Raw genomic sequence first — 24,192 nt, forward strand, 5'->3', positions numbered from 1 at the left:
ACCCCGATCGACGGTCCCGACACCTGGCACGACGGTTGTCCGGGAATGGTCCCGCCGGTCGGGGCCGGGCGGGAGAGCCGCGTGGCTCCGGTACGGCGGGGGCCGTCAGGCCGGCAGCGGCGGGGCGCCGCGCAGCGGTGGCGGTACGGCGCCGAGCAGGTACCGGTCCGGGCGGACCAGGACGACGACGGGGCCGGCGGCGGCGCCCGAGCGCCGCCCGAGCAGGCCCCGACCCAGGGCGCCCGTCGGCAGTTCGACCCGCCGGCAGCCCTCGGTCACCGGGCCGGAGACCCCCGCCACCAGGACCACCGCGTCGCGGGCGGCCAACCAGGCGAGCGCGGCCGGATCCGCACCGGCGAGCGGGTCACAGCCCACGCCGATCACCGCCCAGCGATGGTCGAGCAGGCGGTCGAGCCGGACGGGCCCGTCGGCCGTACCGACGAGCGGATTCGGCAGCGGCCGGCCGGCGGCGGGCAGCGCGCCGGCGAGACGCCTCGGCAGCTGCCGTCGGGCCCGCTCCTGCCGGCCCGCCCGGGACTGGAGGCCGGGCACCGCGGCGGCGGTGCGCAGCACCGTACGGAACAGCGCCGAGACGCCCCGGTTGCGGGTCTGCAACACCCGGCCGACCGCGAGGCTGAGCCTCGTCGTCCGCGCGATGTCGTGGCGGCGCTCGCGCTCGTACCCGTCGAGCAGGTGCCCGCCGGCCCCTCCGCGCACGACCTCGACCAGGCGCCAGGCCAGGCTCGCCGCGTCGCGGACGCCCGTGGCCAGCCCCTGACCGACGAAGGGCGGCATGGCGTGGGCCGCGTCCCCGGCGAGCAGGACCCGCCCGCTGCGCCAGCGGGCCGCCTGCCGGGCGTGGAAGGTGAAGACCGCGGCGCGGCGGACCCGTACCAGCTCCGGGTCGACCCACTCCGCGACCAGCCGGCGGACCACCTCCGCGCCGGTCATCGCGGCCGGCTCCGCACCCGGCAGCAACATCCACTCCCAGCGGCGGCGGCCCGGGCCGGCGAACGTCACCGCTGGCCGGCGCGGGTCGAGCACCATGGAGACGGTCGCTTCGCCGGACGGCCCCGCCGGGGCGGGGACGCCACCGTGGGCGGTCACGGCGTCGACGGTCCCGGCACGCGGGCCGGCGTCGACGGTCGCGGCGTCGACCACGAGCCACGGCTGGGCGAAGGTCCGGCCGGGAAAGGGCAGACCGGCGAGGCGGCGTACGGTGCTGGAGGCGCCGTCGCAGGCGACCACCCAGCGGGCCCGGACGGTCGTACCGTCGTCCAGGACGACCCCGACGGCGTCGGCGGCCGGTTCCAGCGCGGCGACGGCGCGTCCGGTGCGGACCGTGACGCTCGGCAGGCCGGCGACGCCCTCGCGCAGCGCCGCCTCCAGCTCCGGCTGGTCGATCATCGCGAGCAGGGGCAGTCCGGAGTCGGGTTCGGCCGGCGAGACGGTGAACAGGGCGGTGCGGTCCGGCCCGAGGAAGCGCGAGTGCCGCACGGCGACGGCCCACCGGTCGAGGTCCGCCGCGCCGGGCAGCCCGACCAGGGTCCGCAGCACCTCCTCGTCCAGCGCGGCGGCGCGCGGCAACGGGTACGGCGCGGAGTCCGGGTCGACGACCACGGTCGCCACGCCCCGCTGCCCGAGCAGCGCGGCCAGTACGGCGCCGACCGGGCCGTACCCGGCGATCAGCACGTCGGCATCGACCTCGGTCGTCACCGGTCCATTGTGCGGTCGGGGTGGTACGCACGGGCCACGCGGCACCGGCGCGAACACGGCAAGTTTGTGACGCAGATCACAGAGATTTGGGAGGCTTCGGTGTTCGGCGCCGCTCCCCCGGTGAATCCAGGTGAGGACCGACAGCAGTCGTTGGGGGGGACGATGAACCGCGCACAGTTCGGCTTCCTGGTGGCATTCCTGGTGGCGGCGGTATGGGCCATCGCCGGGTTCGGCTTCGCGGCGGCGGCGACGCTCGCCGGGCTCTTCGGCTGGTTCGTCGTCAAGGTGCTCGACGGGGACATCACGCTGGCCGGCCTGGGCGACCGGGCCGCGGCGAACCGGCGACGTTGAGCGGGCGGGACCCGAGGAGGAGGCACGAGATGACCCAGACCAACACGGCCACCCGCGAGGAGAGCCGGCAGTCGAACCAGCCGTCCGGCGGCGCCATGCCCGGCGGGCGCGGGCAGCAGCAGCCCGGACGGGCCCAGCTGAGCAGCGATTCGGGCCAGACCCGGATCTCCGGCAGCGTGGTGGCGAAGATCGCCGGTGTCGCGGCGCGGGAGATCCCGGGGGTGCAGGCGATGGGCGCCGCGACGCAGCGCCGGCTGGGCCAGCTGCGCGGACTCGTCCCCGGCGGCACCGACACCACCCGGCAGGGCGTCACCGTCGAGGTGGGCGAGCGCGAGGCCGCGGTCGACCTGGACATCGTGACCTGGTACGGCCAGAGCATCGTGGACGTCAGCAACGCGGTACGGCGCAACGTCATAGACCGGGTCCAGGGCATGACGGGCCTGAACGTCATCGAGGTGAACATCAACGTGGACGACGTCTACCTCGACGGCGACGGGGACGGTGGACAGGAGCAGCGGGCGCAATGACCGAGGCGGAGCTGGCGGCGACGGTACGGGACGCGGTGCTGGCGGTACCGGGCGTGGTGCGGCTGACGCCGGGCGGGCCGGTCGAGGCGGTCACCTTCTATCCGGGCGGGACGGTCGTCGGCGTACGGCTCGGCGATCCGGTGCAGGTACGGGTCGAGGTCGACCCGGTGCCGATCGGCCCACTGGCCGACCGGATCCGCCAGGCGGTCCAGACCGTGCTGGAGCGGCACGGGGAGCGTCCCGGGCCGATCGAGATCTTCGTCGACGACCTGGCCGTGGACGACCGCCAACCGGTGGAGTTCGGCACCGCCGCCCGGCGGTGAGCCGGAAAGGGGACGCGCGGTGACCGTCGGTACGGGAGGGGTGGTGACATGCGGGTGCTGAACCGGCTCGGCTCGCTCGTGCTGGCCGTCGTCCTGCTCGCCGGCGGGCTGCTGCTCGCCATCGAGGCGGTGGCCGTGGTGCTGCGCCTGCCGGCCCTGCTGATCGACCGCGCCGGCTGGTACCGCACGCTGGCCGGCACCCCGGTGAACCACCCGGTGGTGCAGGCCATCGCGATCGCGTTGACGCTGCTCGGGCTGCTGGTCCTCGCCGCGCAGCTGCGCCGCTGGACCCCGGACCGGCTCGCCGTGCGGCTCGGGGACGGCTGGCATCTCAGCCGCCGGTCGGTGCAGCGGCAACTGGCCAACACGGCGGAGGGCGTACCGGGCGTCAACTCGGCGCGGGTCCGCATCCACGGCCGCGCCCACACCTGGCACCCGTCGGTCCAGGCGGTCGGCGACCCGGGGGCCCGGCCACTGGTGGAACGGGCGGTCCAGCGGGAGCTGGAACGGCTCGCGGCGCCACGGCCCGAGGAGGTCTCGGTGCGACTGGTCCAGCGGCGGAGGGTGCGATGAAGCACGCCAGCCTACGGGTGATGTGGACGGTAATCGGCGTACTGCTGCTCGCGATCGGCGCGGCCGGCATCGCCGCCAGCTTCGGACTGATCTCCAGCGGTGTCGCCCGTACCCCGCTGCTCTGGTCCGGCCTGCTCGACCTCTGGCGGGCGATCGCGCCGTGGAGCGGGATCGTGACCATCGTGCTCGGACTGCTGATCGCGATCCTCGGGGCGAGCCTGCTCGGCCGGCTGCTGCGGCCCGCGCGCGAGCCGGCGATGGACGAGATCAGCCTCCAGGACCCGGACCACCACGGGCCGGCCGAGCGCGCGACGCTCGCGCCCGACCTGCCGGGGCGTACCCGGGTCCGCGGGGTCGTCCTCGCCCACGGCCTCGAACGCGACCTCGCCCGCGACCCGCAGGTGCAGCGGGCCGAGGTCACGCTGACCGGCAGCGCGCCGGAGCCGGACATCTGGATCGAGCTGCGGGTGGGCCCGCGGGCTCGGCTCTCGGCGGTACGCGACCACGTGGGCGCGGCGGTCGAGCGTTTCCGCAGCACCACCGGGCTGCGCCCGCGACGGTTGGACGTGACCACCCGGGTCGACCCGGCCGGGGCCGGCCGGGTGCGCTGACCGTCAGCGGGCGGGCAGCTGCGACCGGGCCTCCATCAGGGCGAAGCCGAGCAGGTTGCTCCCCCGCCAGCTCGCCGGATCCCGCGCCGCCGGGTCGTCGGCGGCCAGCCCGATGCCCCAGATCCGGTCCAGCGGGCTCGCCTCCACCAGCACCCGCTCGCCGGTGCCGCGCAGGAAGTCGCCCAGCTCCTCGTGCTGGGTGAACTTCGCCACGCTGCCGGCCACCACGATGCCGTACCGCTCCTCGTCCCAGCGGCGCTGGTCGAAGCCGCGGACCTGGCGCCCCAGGTTCTTGGCCCGGTGCGGGTGCTGGGCAGCCAGGATGCGCGCGGCCGTCTCGTGGTCGTCGAAGAGCACGGCCTTGCGCCACATCATGTAGTGCTCGGCCGTGGCGAACTCGTGGCCGTCGACCACGAAGGGCGAGGGGAACCACTGGCTGAGGCATCCGGCACCGACGCCGCGCCGGTCGGGCTGGTGCCCCCAGAAGAAGAGGAACTTGACGCGGGCTCCCTCCGCCAGGAGGCGCTGGAGTTCGGCGACGCTGCGGGGCTGGACGGACATGCCCGGTAGTGTGCCCGATCGGGGCGACATTCCGGCGCGGGCCGGCGCCCCGGTACGACGGAGAGATCCTCCAGGTGTGACAGAAGGAGCCAACGTGGAAAAGCCAGAGATCGGCCCGATCGAGGGGGCACCCCCGGCCGACCTCGTGATCGAGGACATCACGGTCGGCGAGGGGCCGGAGGCCCGACCCGGGCAGCAGGCGACCGTGCACTACGTCGGCGTCTCCTTCTCCACCGGGCAGGAGTTCGACGCGTCGTGGAACCGGGGTGCCCCGTTCGCCTTCCCGCTCGGCGGCGGCCGGGTCATCGCCGGCTGGGACCGTGGCGTCGTCGGCATGCGGGTCGGGGGCCGGCGCCGGCTGGTCATCCCGCCGCACCTCGGATACGGCGACCGCGGCGCCGGCGGTGCGATCAAGCCGGGCGAAACGCTGATCTTCGTGGTGGACCTGCTCGGCGTGCAGTGACCGCCACCGGCGGCGCGCCCGCCGGCTGAGAAGGCCCCTTGCCACCGCATTGGCTGGCAAGGGGCCTTCCGCACGCGACCGCCGGCGCGCCCGGACGCTCGGGCAGGCGGGCGGGCTGGCCTCAGAGGCCGAGGCCGCCCCGGCCGCCGACCACCGGGAGGGTCACCTCGCTGGCCGCCGGTACGACGGTCAGGCGGGTACCGCCCAGCGGCAGCAGGGTGTACTCCTGGTCGGTCGAGAAGACCACCACGCCGATGCGGTGTCCCGCCCGGAAGACGTAGTCCTTCGGTTCGAGCGACCAGCGGTAGTCGTACTGCTTGCCCTGCCGTACCGGCTGGCTGCGGGCCGCGCTGACCCGGTTCTGCGGGTCCATCCAGCCCCGGGTCACCACGAAGGGCGCGTCGGTCGAGCCCTCGGGGCCGTAGTCCACCAGGTACCCGGTGAGGTTGGCGTCCGGCCGGTTGTCGATCGACATCCGCAGCGCCAGCTCCGGCCGACCCGAGATCCGTACGTCCTTCGTGAGCGCCGGCGAACGGTAGACCAGCCGGTTCTCGCTGGCCGTGTCCGGGGCGGCCACCAGGGTGCTCGGCGGGATCGTCCGGCCCTGGTCGACGAAGCTCTGGGTGAGGCGGGTGGGCCCGGACCGGCCCGTGCCCAGCGTGCCCGGAGCGGTCCGGTCGCTCGCGCCCAGGCGCAGCGAGACGTCCCGGGCGCCGGGGTCGGGCCAGTTGGCGTACGTGGTGTAGACGCGGTCCTCGCGCTGCACGGTCGCGGTCGGCTCGTCCATGATGCCGTTGTCCACGTGCCACAGCCAGTAGTCGAACCAGCGGTTCTCGGTCTGCTTGTAGGTCCAGGTCCGGCCGTCGGGGAGGGTGACCGAGGCGTTGCTGCCCGGCCCGCCGTGACCGCCCTGGTGCAGCCAGATCTTGCGCGGCACGTCGTACCGGGCCAGCTGCTCCCACCACTGGGCGAAGTGAGTGGTCTTGACGTTCCAGTCGTTGAGGCCGTGGACGACGAAGACGCTGGCCCGGACGTTGCGGGCGCCCGGCAGGTAGTCCCGCTCCTGCCAGAAGCGCGTGTAGTCGCCGGTGACCCGGTCCTGGTCGACGCTGATCTTGGCGATCTCGTCGGCGCAGCTCCCCTCGGCCCGCTCCCGGCCCGCCGTGAACTGGGCGAGGATGTCCGCGTCCTCACCCTGGTACGTGCCCGGGGCGACGACCAGGCCGTTGGCGCGGTAGTAGTCGTACCAGCTGCTGATCGCGGCGACCGGAATGATGGTCTTGAGGCCCTCGACCCCGGTGGTGGCGACCTGGTTCGGCAGCGTGCCGTTGTAGGAGGCGCCGAGCATGCCGACCTCGCCGGTGGTCCAGTCGGCCCGGACCGGCCTGCCGGTGGCGTCGAACGCCCGGGCCCGGCCGTTGAGCCAGTCGATGATCGCCTTGGTGCCGAGAGTCTCGGCCCGGTCGCCGGTGGTCGGGCAGCCGTCCGAGGCGCCGGTACCGACGCTCTGACCGAGCACCACGGCGTAGCCGCGCGGCACGTAGTAGTCGTCGAACGTACCCGGCAGGTCCGCCTTGGTGCGGGCGCTACTCACCCCGGCCGCGCGCTCGGCGGCGGCGCGGCCGTGTCCGAGGCCGCTCTGCGGCAGCTCGTCGACGAGCACGCTCGGGTAGGGCACGTCCTCCCAGACGTTCTCCCGGTACGGGCTCTGTTCGAAGACCACCGGCACCTTGAAGCCGTCCACACCGGCCTCCTTCGGCCGGGCGATGTCGGCGACCACCCGGTCGCGCCGGCCGTCGTGGTCGGTGTCGAGCGGGGTCTCCACCCAGACTCGCTCCTGCACGGCGTCGGCGAGGGAGAAGACGGGCTGGGTCATGCCGTCGCGGACGACGATGCCGGGCGGCGCGGCGGATCTCGCCCCGGCCGGGGACGCGTGGTCCGGACCGGCGGCGGCCGGACCGGCGGGCGCGGTCACCGCGAGCACGCCGACGAGGGTGGTGACAAGGAACATCCCGGGACGGGCCGGACGCATTCGACCTCCTGAAACGCCGGATCGGCGGACTTGAGTCCGCCGATCTCCCATCCTCGGCCAGCGACGGACGTGAGACAAGCTCAGGCGAGGGGCAGCGCCGGGCGGCGGTACGGCGACGAGTTGCGCGGCCAGCGCCGGCCCCGTAACGCCCCGGCGGCCCCGCCGCCGGGTGGGCGGCGCGGATCGGTCCCGGCCACCCCGGTACCGACGATGGGGATCAGCCGGTTGACGTGGGTCGCCCGCAGCGCGCGCCGTACCGTCGGCGTCGGATTGCAGAGCACCAGCTGGCCACCCCGCCGGCGCCGCTCCAGGTACGCCCCGACCAGCACCCGGACCCCGGCCGCGGAAAGCACGTCCACTCCGGACAGATCGACCCGGAGCACCGCCGGTACGGGCGGCTGCGCGTCGAGCAGCTCCCGCAGCTCGTCGGCCGTGGCTATGTCGATCGTCCCGGCCACCCGGATCTCGATCGCGTTTTCACCGCGCCGGGTCTGCGTACGTAACGTTCCATCGTCGTCCCCCACGTCGTCTGACCCTATGCGGGTACGGCCGTCCACACGTCCGGCCAGCGGACGATTCCCGGCCCACCGACGGCCATTCACCGGCCGATCCCAAATCGACGGAAGTACGAGCGACGGCCGCACTTTCCGCGCCCCGGCGTCGACAATGGTGCATCCGCCGACGCCGTCGGAATGCCGGCGCAGGAGTGTCCCGCGTCGCACCGATTGGCGCGACGGCCTGGTCAGATGTACCTTGACCGCCGACATCGACACCGTATCCACGCCGACATGGGATTGACGGGGCTAATCATGCCGGCCGCACCGGTGTCCCCACCCATGGAGGTCTACTACCGGTGAGTTCCTACACCATCACGATCGCCCCCGACGACAGCACCGGGGCCACCACCACATTGCGCGTCGAGGTCACCGACGCCGCCACCCGGATAACGGAACTGGTGGTCCGGGCGGGCGTCGGCGGAAGCCTCTCCGCGGCGCAGCTGCCGGCGGTCGACCTCGACCAGTTGCTGCGCGCCGTCACCCCGGCCACCGCCGTTCCCGCCGTACCGCCCGCGCCGCAGGTCACGGCGCCGCCACCGGCCGAGCCGACGGGCACGGTGGAGCCGACGGGGCCGGCCGGACCGGCGGCGGAGCCGACGCCGACGGGCGCGGCGGCAGCGGCCGAGCCCACGGGCGCGGGCGAGCCGGAGCCGGCAGCCGAACCGACGGGCACGGTCGAGGCGGCGGACGCGGTCGAGGCGGGGCCGGCGAGCACGGTCGAGGCGGAGCCGGTCACGGTCGCGCCGGCGGCACCTGTCGAGCCGGCCGCCACGACGCGGACCGCCGTCAAGCGAACGGCCGCCGTCAAGCGAACGGCCAGCGAGAAGGCCCCCGCCAAGAAGGCGTCCGCGAAGGCGACTCCCGCGAAGAAGGCGTCGACCAGGAGGGCGTCCGCGAACGGGACCGCCGCGAAGAACGCCACCGCGAGCAAGGCCACCGCGAGCAAGGCGACCGCGAGCAAGGCGACCGCGAGCAAGGCGACCGCGAGCAAGGCGACCACGCGCCGGGAACCGGCCGGCAGCGCGCCGGCCCGGAAGACCGCCGGGAAGTCGACCACCGGCAACGCTTCCACCGCCCCGGCCAAGGCGAGCGCCGCGGCCAAGGCGAGCGCCGCGGCCAAGGCGAGCGCGCCGGCCAAGGCGACCGCCGCGGCCAAGGCGAGCGCGCCGGCCGGGGCTGGCGGGCGTACCTACCGGCGGGCGCCGGAGGACCTCGCCGAGGTGTACGGCCAGGCGGGAACCGCGGCGGCGGTCGCCGACCACTACGGCGTACCCCGGCACACCGCGCAGAGCTGGGTGCGGACGCTGCGCCGCAACGACGGCCGATAGCCCGGCGCCCCCCGGACCCCGGCCGCCCGGGCGGGGCCCACCGGCGCAACCGGCTAGTCCATCCTGGCTATGATGGGCGGCCCGTCCACAAGGGACGGGCCGTCCGGGTCGCGCCGCGTGCCCTACCCGGAGGGAGAAACCGGGCCGGCACGGCCCGTCGATGGGATGGTTGATGGCGGGGGCGGCACGCGAACCTGGACAGCTCGCGGTCGTCCGCATCTTCGATCAGGGTGACCGGCCCGTCGGTGCCGGTGTGCTCATCGGTCGCCGCCACGTGGTGACCGCCGGGCACAACCTCACCGTCGCGCTGGGCGCCGACGACCCCGTGGGCAAACCGGTCACGCTCGACTTCCCCCTGGTCGCGCCGGGCCTGAAGGTGACGGCCACCGTCGAGACGTACGTTCCGCCGGTCTCGCAACAGGCCTCGGACCTCGGCGGGCTGGTGCTCACGGCGGATCCGCCGGCCGGGGTGGTACCGGCCCCGGTGCTGCGCGAACCACCGGCGCCGGGCACCCGGTTCCAGCTGTTCGGAGTGCCGGACGGGCGCGCGGCCGGCTTCTGGATGGAGGCGGTCTCCCAGGGTGGGACGGCCGGCCGGCTGCTGCAACTGCGGGCGGCGCCCGAATCGCCGATCGGGGTCCTGCCCGGCTACAGCGGCGGCCCGCTCTGGGCGCCGGGACCGCGCGGCGTCTTCGGCATCATGCTCACCTCCGAGGAGCTGCTGAACTGGTCGACGGCGTACGCGCTGCCGGCGGCGGAGCTGTTCCGGCTCTGGCCCGTGCTGGATGAGGCGTGCCGGCCACCGTCGCCGTACCGGGGGCTGAGCGCCTTCGACAGCGCCGACCGGGACCTCTTCTTCGGCCGTACCCGGGAGGCCCGGCTGCTCGCCGACCGGGTCCGCGCCAATCCGAGCACGCTCGTGGTCGCCGGCCCCGGGTTCGGCAAGTCGTCGCTGGTCCGGGCCGGGGTCGCGCCACTGCTGGAGGCCGAGGGGCACCGGGTGGTGCAGCTGGACGCCGGCGCCGCGGAACGCTCCGCGGCGGAGCGGATCGCGGAGGCGTGCGCCCCGCTGGTGCATCCCGCCGGCGCCGACCTGGCCGAGCGGGTCCGGACCACGGTACGACTGGTCGAGCTGGTCGAGCGCAACGGGCTGGGCCAACTCCTCGGGCAGCTCACCGCCGACGCCCCGCTGGTCGTCGTGGTGGACCAGTTGGAGGAGCTGATCGCACAGCGCGACGGCGGCGTCCGCGAGCTGTTCGACCTGCTGCTGCCGCACTGCGCGACCCGGATCGACGGCCGCTACGACCTGCGCCTCCTCGCCTGCCTGCGGCTGGACTATCTCGCGGCGGCGACCGCGCAGCTGCCCGTCGAGACCGCCGAGGCACCGTTCAACCTCGCGCCGATGACCGCCGACGGCCTGACCGAGGCGATCGCCCGACCGGCCGAACTCAGCGGGCACATCCGGTTCGCGCCGGAGACGGTCGAGCGGATCGTCGCCGACGCGCGGGCGGCGACCGACGGCGCCCCGGGTGAACTGCTGCCGCTCATCGAGTTCACCGCCAGCGAGCTGTGGGGCCGGGCCACGACCTCGCCGATCGGTCCGGACGACTACCACCGGCTCGGCGGCGTCTCCAGCGCGCTGGTCCGGGTGGCGGACGAGGCCGTGGACCGGCTCGGCGCCCAGGCCGCACCGCTGGCGGCGCGGATGCTCACCCGGTTGGTGCGGGTCGGGCCCGAGCCGCCGCAGGACACCCGCGCCACGGTCCTCTCCGACGACCTCTCCGCCCAGGAGTGGGCGGTCGCCCAGCGGCTCGCCGGCAGCCGGCTGGTCACGATCACGGAACGGCCCGACGGCCGGCTCGCGGTACGCCTCGCCCACGACGCGCTGCTGACCAGGTGGGACCGGCTGCGCGGGTGGATCGCCGAGGATCGCGCCTTCCGGCTCTGGCAGGCCGACCTGGCTCCGGCCCGGCGCCGGTGGAGCGAGGAACGGGACCCGGGCGCGCTGCTGCGCGGCGGCGCGCTGGACGAGGCGCGGCGCTGGCAGAGACAGCGCGGCGACGACCTCTCCGAGTCCGAGCGTGAGTTGATCGCCGCGAGTATCGAGGAGGGCAGACGCGAACGGCTGCGCCGTACCAACCAGCGGACGGTCTGGGTGGGATTCGCGGTGTTACTGGTGCTCACCACGGTGGTGATGGGGATCGTCTGGCCGGTGACGCGGGACCGCGTCACCGAGTCGCTGGTGCAGACCTCGGCGCGGCTGGGGAACGATCCGATCTCCCGGCTGGTGGTGGACGCGGCGGCGCTGCGGGTGCACGCCCGGCCCGAGACGATCCGGCCGGTCCTGGAGGATCTGCTTGTACACGCCGACACCGAGGCGCTGCTCCCGGTGGGCGGTGGCGTGTCCCGGCTGGCGCTGGCGGGCGACGGCGGCCGGGTCCTGGTCGTCGACGAGGACCGGCGGATGTCGGTCTGGGACGTCGGTGGCGGCCCGCCCCGGCTGGTCCGTACCGAGGAGGGGGTGGCCGGGCTGGCCACGAGCCCCGACGGTCGGCTCGTCGCCGTCGGTGACACCGCCGGGCGGATCGTCGTCCGCGACGCGGCCTCCTGGGCGGTGACCGGCACCTACGAGGGCCCGCAGAGCAGCGACGCGCCCGGCGCCTTCGTCAACGGGCTCTCCTTCGACGCCGCCGGGGAGCGGCTGGTCACGGTGGCGGAGACGTCGCGTCGGGTACGGCTGATCGACCTGCGGGGCGGCGCGGTCCGGGATCAGGTGGTCGACCACGGCCAGGACCTGTACGACCGGGTGGGTTTCACCCCCGGCGGTGGCGTCGTCGCCGGCGAACCGATCACCGGACCGGTCACCTGGGACCCGAAGAACGGCCGGCTGAGCCGCGTCTTGCTCGGTGAGGACTCCGACGACGCGCTGTACTACGGCCCCGAGTCGTGGCTGGTGCACTGCGTCGGCGGCCAGGTCTCGTTGCTCGACCCGTTGACCGGGAAGGCGGTGCGACGGGCCCCCTTCTCCGGACCCGGCTGTCCGGTCCAACTGGTCGCCGCGGCCGGGTCGCGGCTGCTCTTCCTGGACATTTCCGGCCAGTTCGATCTCCAGGCCACCGGGGCCTCCCTTCCCCACCGGCTGATGCTCTTCGACGGTGACCGGCTGGTCGCCGCGGTTCCGCTTCGACCGTCGGTCGATCCGCAGGGCCGGTTGCTGCCCGGCGGCCCGTTCGCGCTCGGTGCGGCGGGCCGGTTCCTGGCCTTCGTCGAGGGCGGCGCCGTGCGGGTGGTCCGGGTACCGGGCGGGGGTGCCCCGGAGGCGTCCTCCGTGGACCACGCGACCTTCCTGCCCGACGGCGGGATCCTGGTCGCCCACGAGAACGGCACGTTGCGGCGGCTCGCGGCGGACGGGAGACCGACGGCGGTACGGGCGGCGCCGGGCGAACCCGTGGCGGTGAGCGTGGCGCCGGACGGCCGACGCGTCGCGGTGCTCGCGGGCGCGCAGAATCAGCAGTTGGTCCGGTACACCCTGCCGGAGCTGGAGCCGCTCGGCACACCCGTGCCGGTACCGAACCCGGCGGAGGCCACCGGGGCGCGGATCACCACCCTGGACGACGGGCGGATCATCGTCCATACCGGGGATGCCCTGCTCGTCTACCCCCGCCAGCCGGACAGCGCCGAGCCGCGCCGGCTCGACCTGTCCGGCGCGGACGCGAGAGCGTACGCGGCGGTCGCCGCCCGGCCGGGCACCGCCGAGGTGGCGCTGATCGCGCCGACCGGATCGGGGTTCCAGCTGGTCGACGTCGACCGGGGTACGGCCGGACCGGTACGGGGTCCGGTGCCCGGTGGCCGGACCCGCGCTCTTCACTTCGACGCGGAGGGAAACGTCGTGGTCCTGGGCGACGGCGCGACGGTGGTGGTGGATCCGGACGACGGCCGGATCGTCGACGCCGACGACAACGCCGCGTTCGCGGAACTGCCGGACTCCGGCGCCGACGCGGCGCAGCTCGTCGAGGGGTGGCCGGCGGTGCTCGACGACTGGGGGATGCGGGCGCGGACGCCGCGGCTCTGGGAACCGCGGGACCGCTCACCGCTGACCGGAAGCCGGATGCTGCTCTCCCCCGACCGCGACCGGTTCCTGGTGATCTCCGGGCCCCGGGTCGACGTCTTCCCCACCGACCCGGGCCGGTGGCGCGAACCGCTCTGCCGGATCGCGGCGGCCGGGCACGAGCAGGCGCGCAGCCACCTCGGCTCGATCGCGTGGGTGACCGACCCGTGCTGACCGCCGTCCGCCCGCCGACCGGCGGTACGGCCGCTCCCCGGTGGGGCGCGCCGCTCCGGTCCGCGCTCGCGGTCCTGCTGGTCGCCGCGCTGGGCACGGCCGGCTGCGGCGGCGCGTCGACGCCCGACACCGTACCGTCCGACCTCCCGGGGTTCACGGTGCGGACGGCGGGTCCGGCCCCCGACCCGTCGCAGCCGTTCGACCTGGCCTCGGCGCTGGAACTGATCGAGCGTAGGACGTACACGCCGTACGTGCCGAAGGGCCCGCTGCGCGGGCCGCTCCGCGCCATCCAGGGCATGTGCACCGGCAGCGCCAACGGCCGGTGCCAGGAGGTCTTCTTCTTCTACGGCCAGCGGCTGGTCGGCAGCGTGCACGCGGGGGTGATGAGCATCGTCTCGCAGGACGGCACGACCGTCGTCATCGAGCTGCCGCAGTACCGGCCCGGCGACCCGGGTTGCTGCCCGAGCGGAAAGCCGAGCCGGCACGCCGTACGGTTCGACGGGAGCATGTTGCGGGCCGACCCGCCCGTGCCGGAGAACCCCAACAACTACTGACCGACGACCCGTACGGCCGGCGGCGCCGGGCGCCGTCGCGCACAGAAAGGATCCCGACCCGATGGATGGACGCGTGGAGTACCTGGACTTCGGCGACGGGGACGCGCTGCCGATCCAGCCCACGGCACCGGCCCGACCGGCCGGCTCACCCTTCTCGGCGGAGCCGCAGCCGGTGGCGCGCCGGGGCGAGGGTGAGCCGGCCGCCCGGCTGACCGAGCGGGTGGAGGAGTCCATCGACCGGATCCGCCGGTTCGGGGCGATGGCGGCGGAGCGCCTCGCCGAGATGCCGCGTACGCCCGATCGGGTCAGCGTGGCGCTGGCGGTCACCGTCTCGGCCGAGGCCGGGGTGATGCTCGCGCGCTGCGCGACCGAGGCCAACCTCACCATCAGCGTCGAGTGGGGCCGGGAGACGCGCGAGGTCGTGACGTCGGTACGGGAGGCGGCCGGTGCCGGCGACGGCCCGGCCGCGACGGGGCCCGCGGCCCCGGGGACGGCGGCCGGCGTCGGGGCGGGCTGAGCGGCCGGCAACGACCCGAACCCCGGACCGCGACGCGACGAGGGGCCGGACCTGGTGCACCGGGTCCGGCCCCTCGTGGTCGGTGTCGGGGATCAGCCGCCGACGGAGGCGTTGTAGTCCTTGATCGGGCCGGCCATCGCCTGCTCCTGCTGCTGCAGGGCGGTCTTCGGGTCGGTACCGCTGAGCACCGCGGCCTGCATGGCCTGCTCGGCCGCCTTGCGCGCCTGCGGCATCGCGCCGAGCAGGCAGCCCTGGGTGGCCTTGGTCAGCGCGGTGCCCTGGAGCTGGGTGATCGCGGTCTGGAACTGGGGCCGCTGCGCCACCCACTGCTTGTCCACGTCGGTGTCGAGGGCGGACTTGCTGATCGGGAAGTACCCGGTGGAGGTGTGCCAGGTGGCCTGCGAGTCCTTCTCGCTGAGGAACTTCACGAACTCCCACGCGGCCCGCTTGTGCTGGTCGTCCTTGCCCTTGCCGACGACCCAGAGCGAGGCACCACCGATGATCGGGCCGCCGTTGTCCGAGGCGTTGATCTTCGGGTAGTTACCGGTCGCGATCTCGAACTTGCCCTCGGCGCTCTTCAGGAAGCCGCTGAGCGAACCGGTCGACTCCAGCGTCATCGCCACCTTGCCCGAGGTGAAGGTGTTGTCGGCGGTGGTGGTGTTGCTGTCCAGCTTCGGGGCCAGCCCCTCGTCCACCAGCTTCTTCCACCACTGCAACAGCTTCACGTGGTCGTCGGTGGCCAGCTTCACCGTGGTACCCCGGGCGTCGCGCCCGTTGCCCTGGTCGCAGTATTCCTGGTTGCCGACGGCGGTCCACTGCTCCAGGAACCAGCCGTAGAGGGCGGCGCCGAAGCCGTACTGGGTGACGGTGCCGCTGGCGTCCTTGACGGTCAGCTTGCGGGCCGCGTCGGTGATCTCGTCGAGGGTCTTCGGCGGGTGCGCCGGGTCGAGCCCCGCCTTCTCGAACGCCGTCTTGTTGAGGTAGAGCAGCGGCATCGAGGTGTTGAACGGCATCGAGTAGAGCTTGTTGTCCACCGAGTAGTAGCCGGCGATGTTCGGCTGGATGTCCGCGGCGTTGGTCTTGTCGGTGTCGAGGAAGGACTGCACCGGTACGATCGACTTCGAGTCGATCATGAAGCGGGTACCGATGTCGTAGACCTGCACGACGTCCGGGGCCTGCCCGCTGTTCAGCGCGGCCTTGTACGCCGAGAGCGTGTCGTCGTACGTGTTCTTGAACTGCAGGTTGACCTTGATCCGGCCCTTGTTCTTCGCGTTGAACTGGTCGGCCAGGTTCTGCAGCGCCTCGCCGTTCTTGCCGGTCATGGCGTGCCAGAAGTCGATCGAGACCTCGCCCTTGCCGTCCAGCACGCTGGCGGCCGGCGCGGCGTCGGTGGCGCCGCTGCCGGAGCCGCCGCTGTTGGCGGTCGCCGAGCCGCAGGCGGCCGTGGTGGCCGCGAGTGCGGCGAGCGAGAGCCCGAGCACCGTGCGGCGCAGGGTTGTGCGCACTTTTCCGTTCCTCCTGTGGGATGTTTCCGTTACTTGACCGCGCCGGCGGTGAACCCACGGACGAGCCAGCGCTGGCCGAAGATCACCAGCAGCAGGGTCGGTACCAGCGTGATGGTGATGCCCGCCAGCAGCACCGCGGGGCTGCCGCCCTCGTTGTCCTTGAGCGCGAAGACCGCGGTCTGCAGGGTGTTCAGGGAGTTGTTGCTGGAAGAGATGATCAAGGGCCAGAAGTACATGTTCCAGCCCTGCAGGAACGACCAGACCGCGATCGCGGTCAGCGCCGGACGGCTGCCCGGCAGCAGGATCGTGAAGAGGAAGCGCAGGTGGCCGCAGCCGTCGATCACCGCCGCCTCGCGCAGTTCGCGCGGGAACTGCAGGAACGCCTGTCGCAGCAGGAAGACCCCGAACCCGCTGGCCAGGAACGGCAGGACCAGGGCGAGCCGGTTGTCGTTCACCCCGAGGGAGCGGATGAACAGCGCGTTCGGCACCACGATCGACTCGTACGGGATGATGATCGTGGCCAGGAAGACCCAGAAGAGCGGCCGGCGCAGCGGCGTACGCAGGAAGACCAGCGCGTACGCGGCCAGGCAGGACGTCACCAGGTGCCCGACCATGATGGTCAGCCCGACGAAGAGCGAGTTCAGGAACGCCGGCGCCAGCGGCACCACCGGCTGCCGCCACGCGTCGAGGTAGTTGCGCACCGTCCAGTGCCCGCCGAACAGCTGCGGCGGCTGGTGCAGCAGCGCGTTCGACGGCAGGAAGCCGCCGAGCACCGTCAGCAGCACGGGAAAGAGCAGGACCACCGCCGCCACGGCGAGCCAGAGGTAGGTCAGTACGGTCGGGGCCACGCCCGGCCGCGTCGCGCGTCGACTCACCGGTAGTGCACCCGCCGTTCGAGTACGCCGAACTGGATCGCGGCGATCAGCACGCCGACCACCAGCAGCACCAACCCCTGCGCGCTGGCCAGTCCGAAGTTGCTGTTGTTGTTGTGGAACGCGTTGTCGAAGATCGAGTAGACCAGCGTCCTGGTGTGCCCGTTCGGGCCGCCGTCGGTCATGATCTGGACCTGCCCGAGGGCCTGCAGCGCGGTCAGCGTCGTCGTCACCACCGCGAAGAAGAGGCTCGGCGAGATCATCGGCAGCACGATGCTGACGAACTGCCGCAGCCCGGCCGCGCCGTCCAGCCGCGCCGCCTCCAGTACCTCCTCGTCCACGCCCGCCAGCCCGGCGCTGAGGACCAGCAGGTTGAACCCGGAGACCATCCAGACCGTCACCCCGGCCACCGTGAACATCGCCCACGACGGGTCGGTGGTCCAGCCGGGCGCCTCGATCCCCACCAGACCGAGCAGCCAGTTCACCGGCGAGACCCCGGGGTTCAGCATGATCAGCCAGACCACGCTCGCCGCCGAGACCGAGTACGCGAACGGCAGCGCGAAGGCGGTACGGAAGATCCGCATGCCGGGCAGCCGCTGGGTCAGCGGCGCCGCGATCGCCAGCGGCAGCAGCACGCCGGGAACCACCACCAGCACCGTGAAGACCGCCGTCTGCCAGAGCACGTGGCCGAACGCGGGCGTGAACAGCTCCTCGAAGTGCCGCAGCCCCACCGATCGGGTCGGGTTGCCCAGGATGTCGTTGCCCCTGGTCGAGAGGTACACGGCCTGGAAGAGCGGGAAGATGACGAACACGCCGAGTCCGGCCAGCCCGGGCACGAGGAACAGCAGCGCCAGCGCCGCCTCGCGCAACCGTGGCGCACCGGGCCGCGCCGGACGGACGTCGGTCTTGTTCGTACTCGCCAGCCCGGGAGGCTTTGCGCTGGTCAGGGTCGGTGCGGTCACGGACGGTAGCCTGCAGCGGATGGGCGTCCGGCACAGGTAGCGCCGCGGTCGGGCAGGTGACGACTCCCTGTCCACCGGATGACGTCACGTTACGCACCGTCACCGTCGCAGAAAGATCCATCGACGGGCGCCCACCCGCTCAGCAGGGGCAGGATACGCCTAAGCGCCTCAGGCGGGGTCCAGGTCGATGCGGACCGTCACGGGATCCGTCCACGCCGCACCGGAGGTGGCCAGGCAGAACCGGCGCGCGAGATTGTTCCGGGCGAGGATCCGCTGGCGCTCGCGCGGGTCGTCGCCGTCGAGGACCCGCGCGACCCCGCCGCGCCAGCGCGCGTGGGGCCCGCCACGGACCTTGACCCGGACGCGGGGATCGGCCTCCAGGTTCCGTACCCAGTCGGCGCGGCGCCCGTGCTGGGAGACCAGCCAGAAGGTGTCGCCGTCCAGCCCGTCGCAGACCGGCGTGTACCGCGGCCGTCCGGTGCGCCGGCCGGTGGTCTCCAGGAGGGCGTCGCCCGGAATCGGGAGTCTCAGCGCCCAGGCGAACCGGACGACCGGGTTGACCAGTCGCCGCTGGAACGGACCAAGGATCCGGCGCGCGCCCGGCGGCCAGGACACCTCAGGACCCGCCCGTCCGCCCGGCCGGGCCTGCTCGCCGCCCGGTTCGTCCGCCGAATCGCACCGTGGCACCTCCCGCTCGGGTTCGGGCTCGTCGTGGCTCCGACGCGGATGCGGCTTCCCGGGCCCACGCGGGTGAAACCCCTCAGGGCAGGGGCCGGGCGATGTCGCGGGCGTGGTCGACGACGGCGGCCCCGACCACGGTCGCCTCGATCGGCAGCACCTCCAGGCAGCGGCGTACGGCGGCGGCCATCAGCGCGTTCGGCACCCGCATGGAGAGGGTGCAGTGCGGCACCCAGCGTCCGGGCTCGTAGTGCTCGGTCGGCGCGATCCCGGCCGCGCTCAGCCGGGCGTACACGGCGGCGTGGTGGGCCAGCAGTTCGGCGCTCGGCGTCGGGCCGAGCCAGAGCACCCGCCCGACGAACTGGCCGGCGTGCTGGAACGACAGGCGCAGCGGGGCGGCCACGACCGTACCGGTCAGCGCGGCGGCCACCCGGTCCGGATCGAGGCGCGCCGCCACCGCCAACGAGACGTGCGGACGGTGCCGCTGCCCGAGCAGCGAACGGAGGCTCTGTACGCCCTCGGACTCCAGCGCGTCCCAGAGGGTCCGGATCCGCCGGGTCGCATCGGTGTCCAGATAGAGCTCGATCGCCGCGACCACCGGCCCACCCTAGTGGACTATCCGCCGGCCGCGGGCAGCACCGTGACGTGCAGCAGCAGCGGCTGGGAGCCCGCGCCGGTGGAGAAGGTGACCGGCAGGTCGCGCCGCCCGGGCGCCGCGTCGGGGGCGGCCGAGACGGTGACATCGGTGGCGCCGTCCCGCCCGGCCTCGACCGCGAGGGCGCCGGCGGTCGTCGACAGCGCCAGCCCGGTCGGCGGCGCCGCCGACCAGGAGACCGTCGACGGGCCGGGCGAGACGCCGCGTACGCCCACGGTCAGCGTGGCGCTCCCGCCGGCCGGTACCGCGATCTCCCCGGCCGGCGAGGTGTACCCGATGCCGGCGGCCTCGCCGGTCCGGTCCGACGGTGGCCGGTCCTCGGCGGCGGCACCCCACGCGGTGTCGGGGGTGGCCGAGAGGGTGAGGTCCACCCGCGTCACGCCGCCCGCGGTCACCTTCCCGGCCGGCAGCCACGGCCGGGTCCACCGCTCGCCGTCGACGCTCGCGCCGGTGACGTAGCGCGGTCCGGCGTCCGCGCCGGGCGCGTCGACGACCAACGCGCCGCCGTCCGGGCGGGCCACCTCGACGTGCGGGAAGAGCGGTACGGCCAGTTGCAGGTCCGCGCTGCCCGGGTTGAGCGGGTAGACGCCGAGCGCCGCCCAGACGTACCAGGCGGAGACCGCCCCGAGGTCGTCGTTGCCGGGGATGCCGTTCGACCGAGTGGTGAAGAGCCGGTCGAGCACGGCGCGGACGGTCCGCTGGGTCTTCCACGGCGCGCCGGTGTAGTTGTAGAGCCAGGGCGTCCCGAAGGTCGGCTCGTTGCCGAACCAGTAGTAGGGGGCGTTCGGCCCGGCCATCCCCCACCGGTCCCCTACGGAGGTGTCGAAGAAGGCGTCGAGCCGGGCGGTGGCCGCGGCGTCGCCGCCGAGCGCGGCGACCAGGCCGGCCGGGTTCTGGGTGACCATGAACGTGTACTGGGTGGCGTTGCCCTCGTTGAAGCCGGGCTGGCCGAACTCCCCGTCGCCGGGTGGCTGGAACCCCGGCCCGGGCGGGAAGGCTCCCCCGGCGTCGCGCCGCTGCGCGTACGGGCCGGTGGCGGTGGCCGGGTTGAGCACGTTCTGCCAGTTCTGCGCCCGGGCCAGGTAGGTGCGGTAGAGGTCCGGGCGCCCCAGCTCGCGGGCGAACCGGGCGATCGCCGCGTCGTTGGCGGCGTACTCCAGGGTCAGCGACGGGTTGCCGGGGACGTACCCGTACCGCAGGTAGTCGGCGTTGGCCTCGCGCTCCACGTACCCCCACTGGCCGACCCCGTCGGCGCCGCCACCGCCGTGTTCGGCGCCCCTGAGCATCGCCGCGAGCGCGGCGCCGGTGTCGAAGCGCCGCGCGCCGAAGGCGTACGTCGAGGCGATGATGTTGTCGGCCGGGTCGCCGGCCATGACCTGGGTGTAGCCGTTCGCGACCGGCCACTTCGGCAGGAAGCCGCCCTGCGCGGCCATGTTCACCAGCGACTGGGCCTGGTCGCCGGCGACCCCGGGGTCGAGCAGCGCCACCAGCGCGGCCTGGGAGCGGTAGGTGTCCCAGCCGGAGTAGTTGGTGTACTGGGCGGCCTGGCCGGCGGCCACCCGGTGGACCTGCTGGTCCATGCCCCGGTACCGGCCGTCGGCGTCGCTGAAGAGGTTCGGCGCGAGCGTCGCGTGGTAGAGCGCGGTGTAGAAGGTGGTCCGCCGCGCGTCGTCGCCGCCGCTGACGCGTACCCGGGAGAGCAGGTCGTTCCAGGTCGCCCGGGCGGCCGCCCGCACCTCGGCCAGCGACCGGGTACCGACCTCGGCGTCGAGATTCGCCAGGGCCGCCTCGGCGCTGACGTACGACATCCCTACCCGCATGTGTACGCGGCTCGCGGCCCGGGTGTCGAAGGTGAGGTACGCGCCGGCCGCGGTACCGGCCGGCCGGCTGCCCTCCGCGGCGGTCGAGCCGGCGCTCAGCGCGTCGCCGCGCCACGTGCCGTAGCCGGTGAACGGCTCGTCGAAGCGCGCCGCCAGGTAGACGGTGTACGTGTTGGGCTTCTCGCAGAAGCCGCCCGAGCCCTGGCGGGTGTTGTTCACGATCGCGGCGGTCACCTGGCGCCCGGTCGGGTCGATCGTGACCGAGCCGCCGCTGGCGTCGTTGAGGCTGCTGGCCCGCACCAGCATCCGCGCGGCCTCGCTGGCCGGGTAGCTGAACTCGGCCACCGCGGCGCGCGCGGTCACGGCCAGCTCCGCGCCCACCCCGGAGGTCCGCAGCGTGGTCGCGTAGTAGCCGGGCTCGGCCACGGAACCGTCCTGGCCGAAGGACTCCCTCGCCTCGTTCGGGCGGACCGGATCACCGACGACCGGCAGGAAACTCGCGTCGTTGCCCGCGTAGTCGCAGCCGACGCCGGAGAGATGGTTGAGGGAGAATCCCGTGACGGAGGTGGCGGTGTCGAGATATCCGACCGCCGTACGGCCGTCCGTGTCCGGCCCGAACTGCATCATCCCGAAGGGCAGCGCGGCGGCCGGGGAGGTGTCGCCGGTACCCACCTCTCCCCCGGCGTCGCCGGTCCCGATGTGCGGGTCGACGTAGCGCGCCGGGTCGGTGACCTGCTCCGCCGAGCGGGCCGGGGCGGCACCGGGCGGCATCGACACCGCTCCCACGAACCCGCCGGCCGGCAGCAGCGCGGCCACGGCCGCGCCGGTCAGGAACCGGCCGGGTGACGACCATTTTCGCACCGGAATTGCCGCCCTTCCCATTTCGCGCAACGCATTTCCACCCGTTTCCGAGGAGCGCCGATATTGCGGCAGCACCGACCCGGAAGTCAAGAGATCTGGAACCGCCGCGCGCCAATCACCGCCGTTTTGTTAGCGGAACCGGCAACATCGGCACCAGCGGCCCCAATGGTTTACCCGGCTCGACGTTTCCCCTGGTCCGCCCCGGGCTGAGGTCGCCGCGCAGCCACCGGGTCGCCGGCCACGGTCCCGACGGAATGGCCGATCGTCGCCTGCCCTGGGGCCGGCGGCCGGGATACTACGAACGGATGTCCGCGCCGCCCCCGCATCCCACCGGTCTGCTCCGGCAGGAATCGGCCACGGTCGGAAGGAGTCACGTCGTGTTCGACGGGTTCGACGAGTTCGACATCGCCACCTCGGGCACGACGATTCACGGGCGACGGGGCGGCAGCGGCTCGCCCGTGCTGCTCCTGCACGGCATCCCGGAGACGCACCTCATGTGGCACCGGGTGGCGCCGGGCCTCGCCGAGCGGCACACCGTGGTCGCCACCGACCTGCGGGGCTGGGGCGGCAGCGGCAAGCCGCCGAGCAGCGCCGACCACGAGCCCTACAGCATGCGTACGATCGCCCGCGACCAGATCGAGGTGATGCGCGGCCTCGGCTTCGACCGGTTCTCGGTCGTCGGGCACGACCGGGGCGCGCGCTGCGCCTACCGGCTGGCGCTCGACGAGCCGGAGGCGGTGACCCGGCTCGCGGTCATCGACGTCGTGCCGACCGGCGACGCGTACCGCCGCGCCGAGCGGAAGTTCAGCCTCGCCTACTGGATCTGGTCCTTCCTGGCCGCGCCCGAGCCGGTACCGGAGCGGTTCGTCGCGGCGGCCCCGGCCGCGTTGGTCGACTTCATGTTGGACACCTGGCCCGAGGTGAAGGACGCCTTCCCGCCGAAGGTGCGGGCCGAGTACGTCGAGCAGTTCCGCGACCCGGAGGCGGTCCACGCCATCTGCGAGGAGTTCCGGGCCGCCGCGACGCTGGACTACCAGCGGGACGAGGCGGATCGCGGCAACCGCAGAATCGCCTGTCCCGTGCTGTTCCTCTGGAGCCAGCGGGGCTCGGTGGCGGGCCTCTACGACGATCCGCTCGACATCTGGCGGGGCTGGGCCGACGACGTGCGCGGCGGCCCGGTCCCGGTCGGGCACTTCATCCCCGAGGAGGCACCCGAGGAGACCCTGCGCCAACTGCGGGATTTCCTGCCGTAGCGGCGACCCTCGGGGGACCTCCGGGGCGCCTCCGCCGGTGGTCCGGGCCACCTCCCTCCGCCAGTGGTCCGGGGCGCCTCCGGCGATGGTCAGGGGCGGGAGAGGCGGCCGGTGGTCATGGGCGGCGGCGGGACGCCGCACCGCCGGCCGTGCCGTCGCGGGGCCGGCGGGGCCGGGCCGAGGGCCGGATGCCGGACGACCGCCCGGCCGGTTGTCCGGTCTCCGGCGCGGCCGACGACCAGCGCGCGGGGTGGCGCAGCGCCGCCGGCAGCCGGGTCGCCGCGTCGCCCCGCGCCGCGTCGAGCTGCGACTGGATCAGGAAGATGCTGTCGCGCAGGTCGGCGCCGCGCAGGTCCGCGCCGCGCAGGTCCGCCCCGATCAGGTCGGCGCCGCGCAGGTCCGCGCCGCGCAGGTCGGCCCCGATGAGGTACGCGCCGCGCAGGTTGGCGCCCCGCAGGTCGGCGCCGCGCAGGTTGGCCCCGATCAGGTCGGCGCCCCGGTGCTCGGTACGCCGCGAGCCGGCGCCGGCCCGGGCCAGCTCGCTCGCCCGCAGCAGCAGCCGGTTGACGTCCTCCCGGTGGGCCGCGACGTCCAGCTCCAGCAGGGCCTGCGGCCCGAGCGAGGTGAGCCGCTCGGTCTCGGCGCGGGCGGCGGCCAGTTCGGCGCGCAGCGGCCGGGCCGCCGGCAGGTCGACCGCCTCGGTCAGGTACCAGAGCAGCTCGTGCAGGTGCCGCATGACGGGGAAGACGGCGAACATCTGCCCGGCGGTCTCGGGCGCCGCGCGCCAGTCCCGCCCGCCGAAGGTCACCTGGGCCACCCGCTGGCCGGCGCCGAAGCAGTCGTAGACGGTGCAGCCCCGGAAGCCGCGGTCGGCGAGGTCGCGGTGGATGCCGCAGCGGAAGTCGGTACGCAGGTTGCGGCAGGGTTGTCCGGCCGGCTTGTCGACGGCGAAGTCCGCCGAGGCGGCGAACACGGGCACGACGCAGCACAGCCCGAAGCAGCGCGCGCAGTCGGCGCGCAGGTCCTCGGCTCGGATCGGGTGCTGCTCGGACAATCTCGGGCTCCCATCGTGCGGCGAGCCAAGGCTACCGCCGGGCCGGTCATGGGATGACCCAGCTACCCGCTTGTGGGTCATGGACTGTCGGGGTCGAGGTCGAGTCGGCGAACGCGCTGCCCGTCGGGCGCTCTTGA

The 24,192-nt window shown here is 74.0% G+C and carries 22 protein-coding genes; 11 read left to right on the forward strand and 11 right to left on the reverse strand.

The genetic code is table 11. From position 1 onward, the window contains the following. Positions 1-105 precede the first annotated feature (105 nt). The gene (locus AB0J86_RS30360; RefSeq protein WP_363861071.1) at positions 106-1,716 is read right to left on the reverse strand and encodes an FAD-dependent monooxygenase; all 1,611 of its coding nucleotides are present in this window, start codon (positions 1,714-1,716) and stop codon (positions 106-108) included. 162 nt (positions 1,717-1,878) lie between these two features. On the opposite strand from AB0J86_RS30360, the gene AB0J86_RS30365 reads away from it, so the two are divergent. The 5 genes from AB0J86_RS30365 to AB0J86_RS30385 are packed head-to-tail and all read left to right on the forward strand — an operon-like array spanning position 1,879 to position 4,101. Then, positions 1,879-2,067, forward strand: a complete 189-nt coding sequence (locus AB0J86_RS30365; RefSeq protein WP_363861072.1) for a hypothetical protein — start codon at positions 1,879-1,881, stop codon at positions 2,065-2,067. A 29-nt stretch (positions 2,068-2,096) separates the two neighbouring features. Then, on the forward strand, positions 2,097-2,594 hold the full coding sequence (locus tag AB0J86_RS30370) for an Asp23/Gls24 family envelope stress response protein (protein ID WP_363861073.1): 498 nt from the start codon (positions 2,097-2,099) through the stop codon (positions 2,592-2,594). Next, positions 2,591-2,917 (forward strand): hypothetical protein, encoded by a 327-nt coding sequence (locus AB0J86_RS30375; protein WP_363861075.1) that lies wholly within the window; start codon positions 2,591-2,593, stop codon positions 2,915-2,917. The genes AB0J86_RS30370 and AB0J86_RS30375 overlap by 4 nt, the downstream gene beginning before the upstream one ends. A gap of 48 nt (positions 2,918-2,965) precedes the next feature. Further along, positions 2,966-3,490 carry a DUF6286 domain-containing protein gene (locus AB0J86_RS30380; protein ID WP_363861076.1) on the forward strand — a complete coding sequence of 175 codons (525 nt, stop codon included), beginning with the start codon at positions 2,966-2,968 and terminating at the stop codon, positions 3,488-3,490. Positions 3,491-3,510: 20 nt separating this feature from the next. Then, positions 3,511-4,101: a hypothetical protein gene (locus AB0J86_RS30385; RefSeq protein WP_363861077.1), complete on the forward strand. Its 591-nt coding sequence runs from the start codon at positions 3,511-3,513 to the stop codon at positions 4,099-4,101. Between the two features lie 3 nt (positions 4,102-4,104). Here the strand turns inward: AB0J86_RS30385 and AB0J86_RS30390 are convergent, their stop codons facing one another. After that, the gene (locus AB0J86_RS30390; protein WP_363861078.1) at positions 4,105-4,662 is read right to left on the reverse strand and encodes an NADAR family protein; all 558 of its coding nucleotides are present in this window, start codon (positions 4,660-4,662) and stop codon (positions 4,105-4,107) included. A gap of 94 nt (positions 4,663-4,756) precedes the next feature. On the opposite strand from AB0J86_RS30390, the gene AB0J86_RS30395 reads away from it, so the two are divergent. Then, complete coding sequence (locus tag AB0J86_RS30395; protein ID WP_363861079.1) at positions 4,757-5,125, forward strand: FKBP-type peptidyl-prolyl cis-trans isomerase; 369 nt, start codon at positions 4,757-4,759, stop codon at positions 5,123-5,125. A 121-nt stretch (positions 5,126-5,246) separates the two neighbouring features. Here AB0J86_RS30395 and AB0J86_RS30400 read toward each other — a convergent pair whose 3' ends face one another. Further along, the gene (locus AB0J86_RS30400) at positions 5,247-7,157 is read right to left on the reverse strand and encodes a Xaa-Pro dipeptidyl-peptidase (protein ID WP_363861080.1); all 1,911 of its coding nucleotides are present in this window, start codon (positions 7,155-7,157) and stop codon (positions 5,247-5,249) included. 80 nt (positions 7,158-7,237) lie between these two features. Beyond that, a complete protein-coding gene (locus AB0J86_RS30405; protein WP_363861081.1) occupies positions 7,238-7,681 on the reverse strand; it encodes an anti-sigma factor antagonist in 444 nt (147 codons plus the stop codon). Between the two features lie 329 nt (positions 7,682-8,010). Here AB0J86_RS30405 and AB0J86_RS30410 point away from each other — a divergent pair, with 329 nt between their 5' ends. The 4 genes from AB0J86_RS30410 (at position 8,011) to AB0J86_RS30425 (ending at position 14,395) form a co-directional block, all read left to right on the forward strand. Further along, the gene (locus AB0J86_RS30410) at positions 8,011-9,042 is read left to right on the forward strand and encodes a hypothetical protein (protein WP_363861082.1); all 1,032 of its coding nucleotides are present in this window, start codon (positions 8,011-8,013) and stop codon (positions 9,040-9,042) included. 172 nt (positions 9,043-9,214) lie between these two features. Beyond that, the gene (locus tag AB0J86_RS30415) at positions 9,215-13,324 is read left to right on the forward strand and encodes a hypothetical protein (RefSeq protein ID WP_363861083.1); all 4,110 of its coding nucleotides are present in this window, start codon (positions 9,215-9,217) and stop codon (positions 13,322-13,324) included. Continuing rightward, positions 13,303-13,878 carry an LppP/LprE family lipoprotein gene (locus AB0J86_RS30420; protein WP_363861084.1) on the forward strand — a complete coding sequence of 192 codons (576 nt, stop codon included), beginning with the start codon at positions 13,303-13,305 and terminating at the stop codon, positions 13,876-13,878. The genes AB0J86_RS30415 and AB0J86_RS30420 overlap by 22 nt, the downstream gene beginning before the upstream one ends. A 61-nt stretch (positions 13,879-13,939) precedes the next feature. Further along, the gene (locus tag AB0J86_RS30425; RefSeq protein WP_363861085.1) at positions 13,940-14,395 is read left to right on the forward strand and encodes a CU044_2847 family protein; all 456 of its coding nucleotides are present in this window, start codon (positions 13,940-13,942) and stop codon (positions 14,393-14,395) included. A 92-nt stretch (positions 14,396-14,487) separates the two neighbouring features. On the opposite strand, the gene AB0J86_RS30430 is transcribed toward AB0J86_RS30425, so the two are convergent. The 6 genes from AB0J86_RS30430 to AB0J86_RS30455 all read right to left on the reverse strand — a co-directional run bounded on the left by AB0J86_RS30430 (position 14,488) and on the right by AB0J86_RS30455 (position 21,748). Next, positions 14,488-15,900: an ABC transporter substrate-binding protein gene (locus AB0J86_RS30430; RefSeq protein ID WP_363861086.1), complete on the reverse strand. Its 1,413-nt coding sequence runs from the start codon at positions 15,898-15,900 to the stop codon at positions 14,488-14,490. A 29-nt stretch (positions 15,901-15,929) separates the two neighbouring features. Then, positions 15,930-16,775: a carbohydrate ABC transporter permease gene (locus tag AB0J86_RS30435; protein WP_363861087.1), complete on the reverse strand. Its 846-nt coding sequence runs from the start codon at positions 16,773-16,775 to the stop codon at positions 15,930-15,932. Then, positions 16,772-17,734 carry a sugar ABC transporter permease gene (locus AB0J86_RS30440; protein ID WP_363861088.1) on the reverse strand — a complete coding sequence of 321 codons (963 nt, stop codon included), beginning with the start codon at positions 17,732-17,734 and terminating at the stop codon, positions 16,772-16,774. Before AB0J86_RS30440 ends, AB0J86_RS30435 begins: the two co-directional genes overlap by 4 nt. 168 nt (positions 17,735-17,902) lie before the next feature. Continuing rightward, positions 17,903-18,349, reverse strand: coding sequence for a nitroreductase/quinone reductase family protein (locus tag AB0J86_RS30445; RefSeq protein WP_363861089.1), 447 nt, complete (start codon positions 18,347-18,349; stop codon positions 17,903-17,905). A 145-nt stretch (positions 18,350-18,494) separates the two neighbouring features. Continuing rightward, positions 18,495-19,010 carry a 2'-5' RNA ligase family protein gene (locus tag AB0J86_RS30450; protein ID WP_363861090.1) on the reverse strand — a complete coding sequence of 172 codons (516 nt, stop codon included), beginning with the start codon at positions 19,008-19,010 and terminating at the stop codon, positions 18,495-18,497. A 17-nt stretch (positions 19,011-19,027) separates the two neighbouring features. Further along, complete coding sequence (locus tag AB0J86_RS30455; RefSeq protein ID WP_363861091.1) at positions 19,028-21,748, reverse strand: GH92 family glycosyl hydrolase; 2,721 nt, start codon at positions 21,746-21,748, stop codon at positions 19,028-19,030. 377 nt (positions 21,749-22,125) lie between these two features. On the opposite strand from AB0J86_RS30455, the gene AB0J86_RS30460 reads away from it, so the two are divergent. Beyond that, on the forward strand, positions 22,126-23,001 hold the full coding sequence (locus AB0J86_RS30460; protein WP_363861092.1) for an alpha/beta hydrolase: 876 nt from the start codon (positions 22,126-22,128) through the stop codon (positions 22,999-23,001). Between the two features lie 115 nt (positions 23,002-23,116). Here the strand turns inward: AB0J86_RS30460 and AB0J86_RS30465 are convergent, their stop codons facing one another. After that, positions 23,117-24,055 (reverse strand): pentapeptide repeat-containing protein, encoded by a 939-nt coding sequence (locus AB0J86_RS30465; RefSeq protein ID WP_363861093.1) that lies wholly within the window; start codon positions 24,053-24,055, stop codon positions 23,117-23,119. Positions 24,056-24,192: the final 137 nt, after the last annotated feature.

The sequence above is a fragment of the Micromonospora sp. NPDC049559 genome (assembly GCF_040676675.1).
Lineage (GTDB): Bacteria > Actinomycetota > Actinomycetes > Mycobacteriales > Micromonosporaceae > JBFAPK01.

Excerpts from the sequence above, each read along its gene's own strand:
- AB0J86_RS30385 (WP_363861077.1), top strand. The coding sequence starts at position 3,511 with ATGTGGACGGTAATCGGCGTACTGCTGCTCGCGATCGGCGCGGCCGGC.
- AB0J86_RS30375 (WP_363861075.1), top strand. The coding sequence starts at position 2,591 with ATGACCGAGGCGGAGCTGGCGGCGACGGTACGGGACGCGGTGCTGGCG.
- AB0J86_RS30400 (WP_363861080.1), bottom strand. The coding sequence starts at position 7,157 with ATGCGTCCGGCCCGTCCCGGGATGTTCCTTGTCACCACCCTCGTCGGC.
- AB0J86_RS30380 (WP_363861076.1), top strand. The coding sequence starts at position 2,966 with ATGCGGGTGCTGAACCGGCTCGGCTCGCTCGTGCTGGCCGTCGTCCTG.
- AB0J86_RS30365 (WP_363861072.1), top strand. The coding sequence starts at position 1,879 with ATGAACCGCGCACAGTTCGGCTTCCTGGTGGCATTCCTGGTGGCGGCG.
- AB0J86_RS30425 (WP_363861085.1), top strand. The coding sequence starts at position 13,940 with ATGGATGGACGCGTGGAGTACCTGGACTTCGGCGACGGGGACGCGCTG.
- AB0J86_RS30415 (WP_363861083.1), top strand. The coding sequence starts at position 9,215 with ATGGCGGGGGCGGCACGCGAACCTGGACAGCTCGCGGTCGTCCGCATC.
- AB0J86_RS30370 (WP_363861073.1), top strand. The coding sequence starts at position 2,097 with ATGACCCAGACCAACACGGCCACCCGCGAGGAGAGCCGGCAGTCGAAC.
- AB0J86_RS30390 (WP_363861078.1), bottom strand. The coding sequence starts at position 4,662 with ATGTCCGTCCAGCCCCGCAGCGTCGCCGAACTCCAGCGCCTCCTGGCG.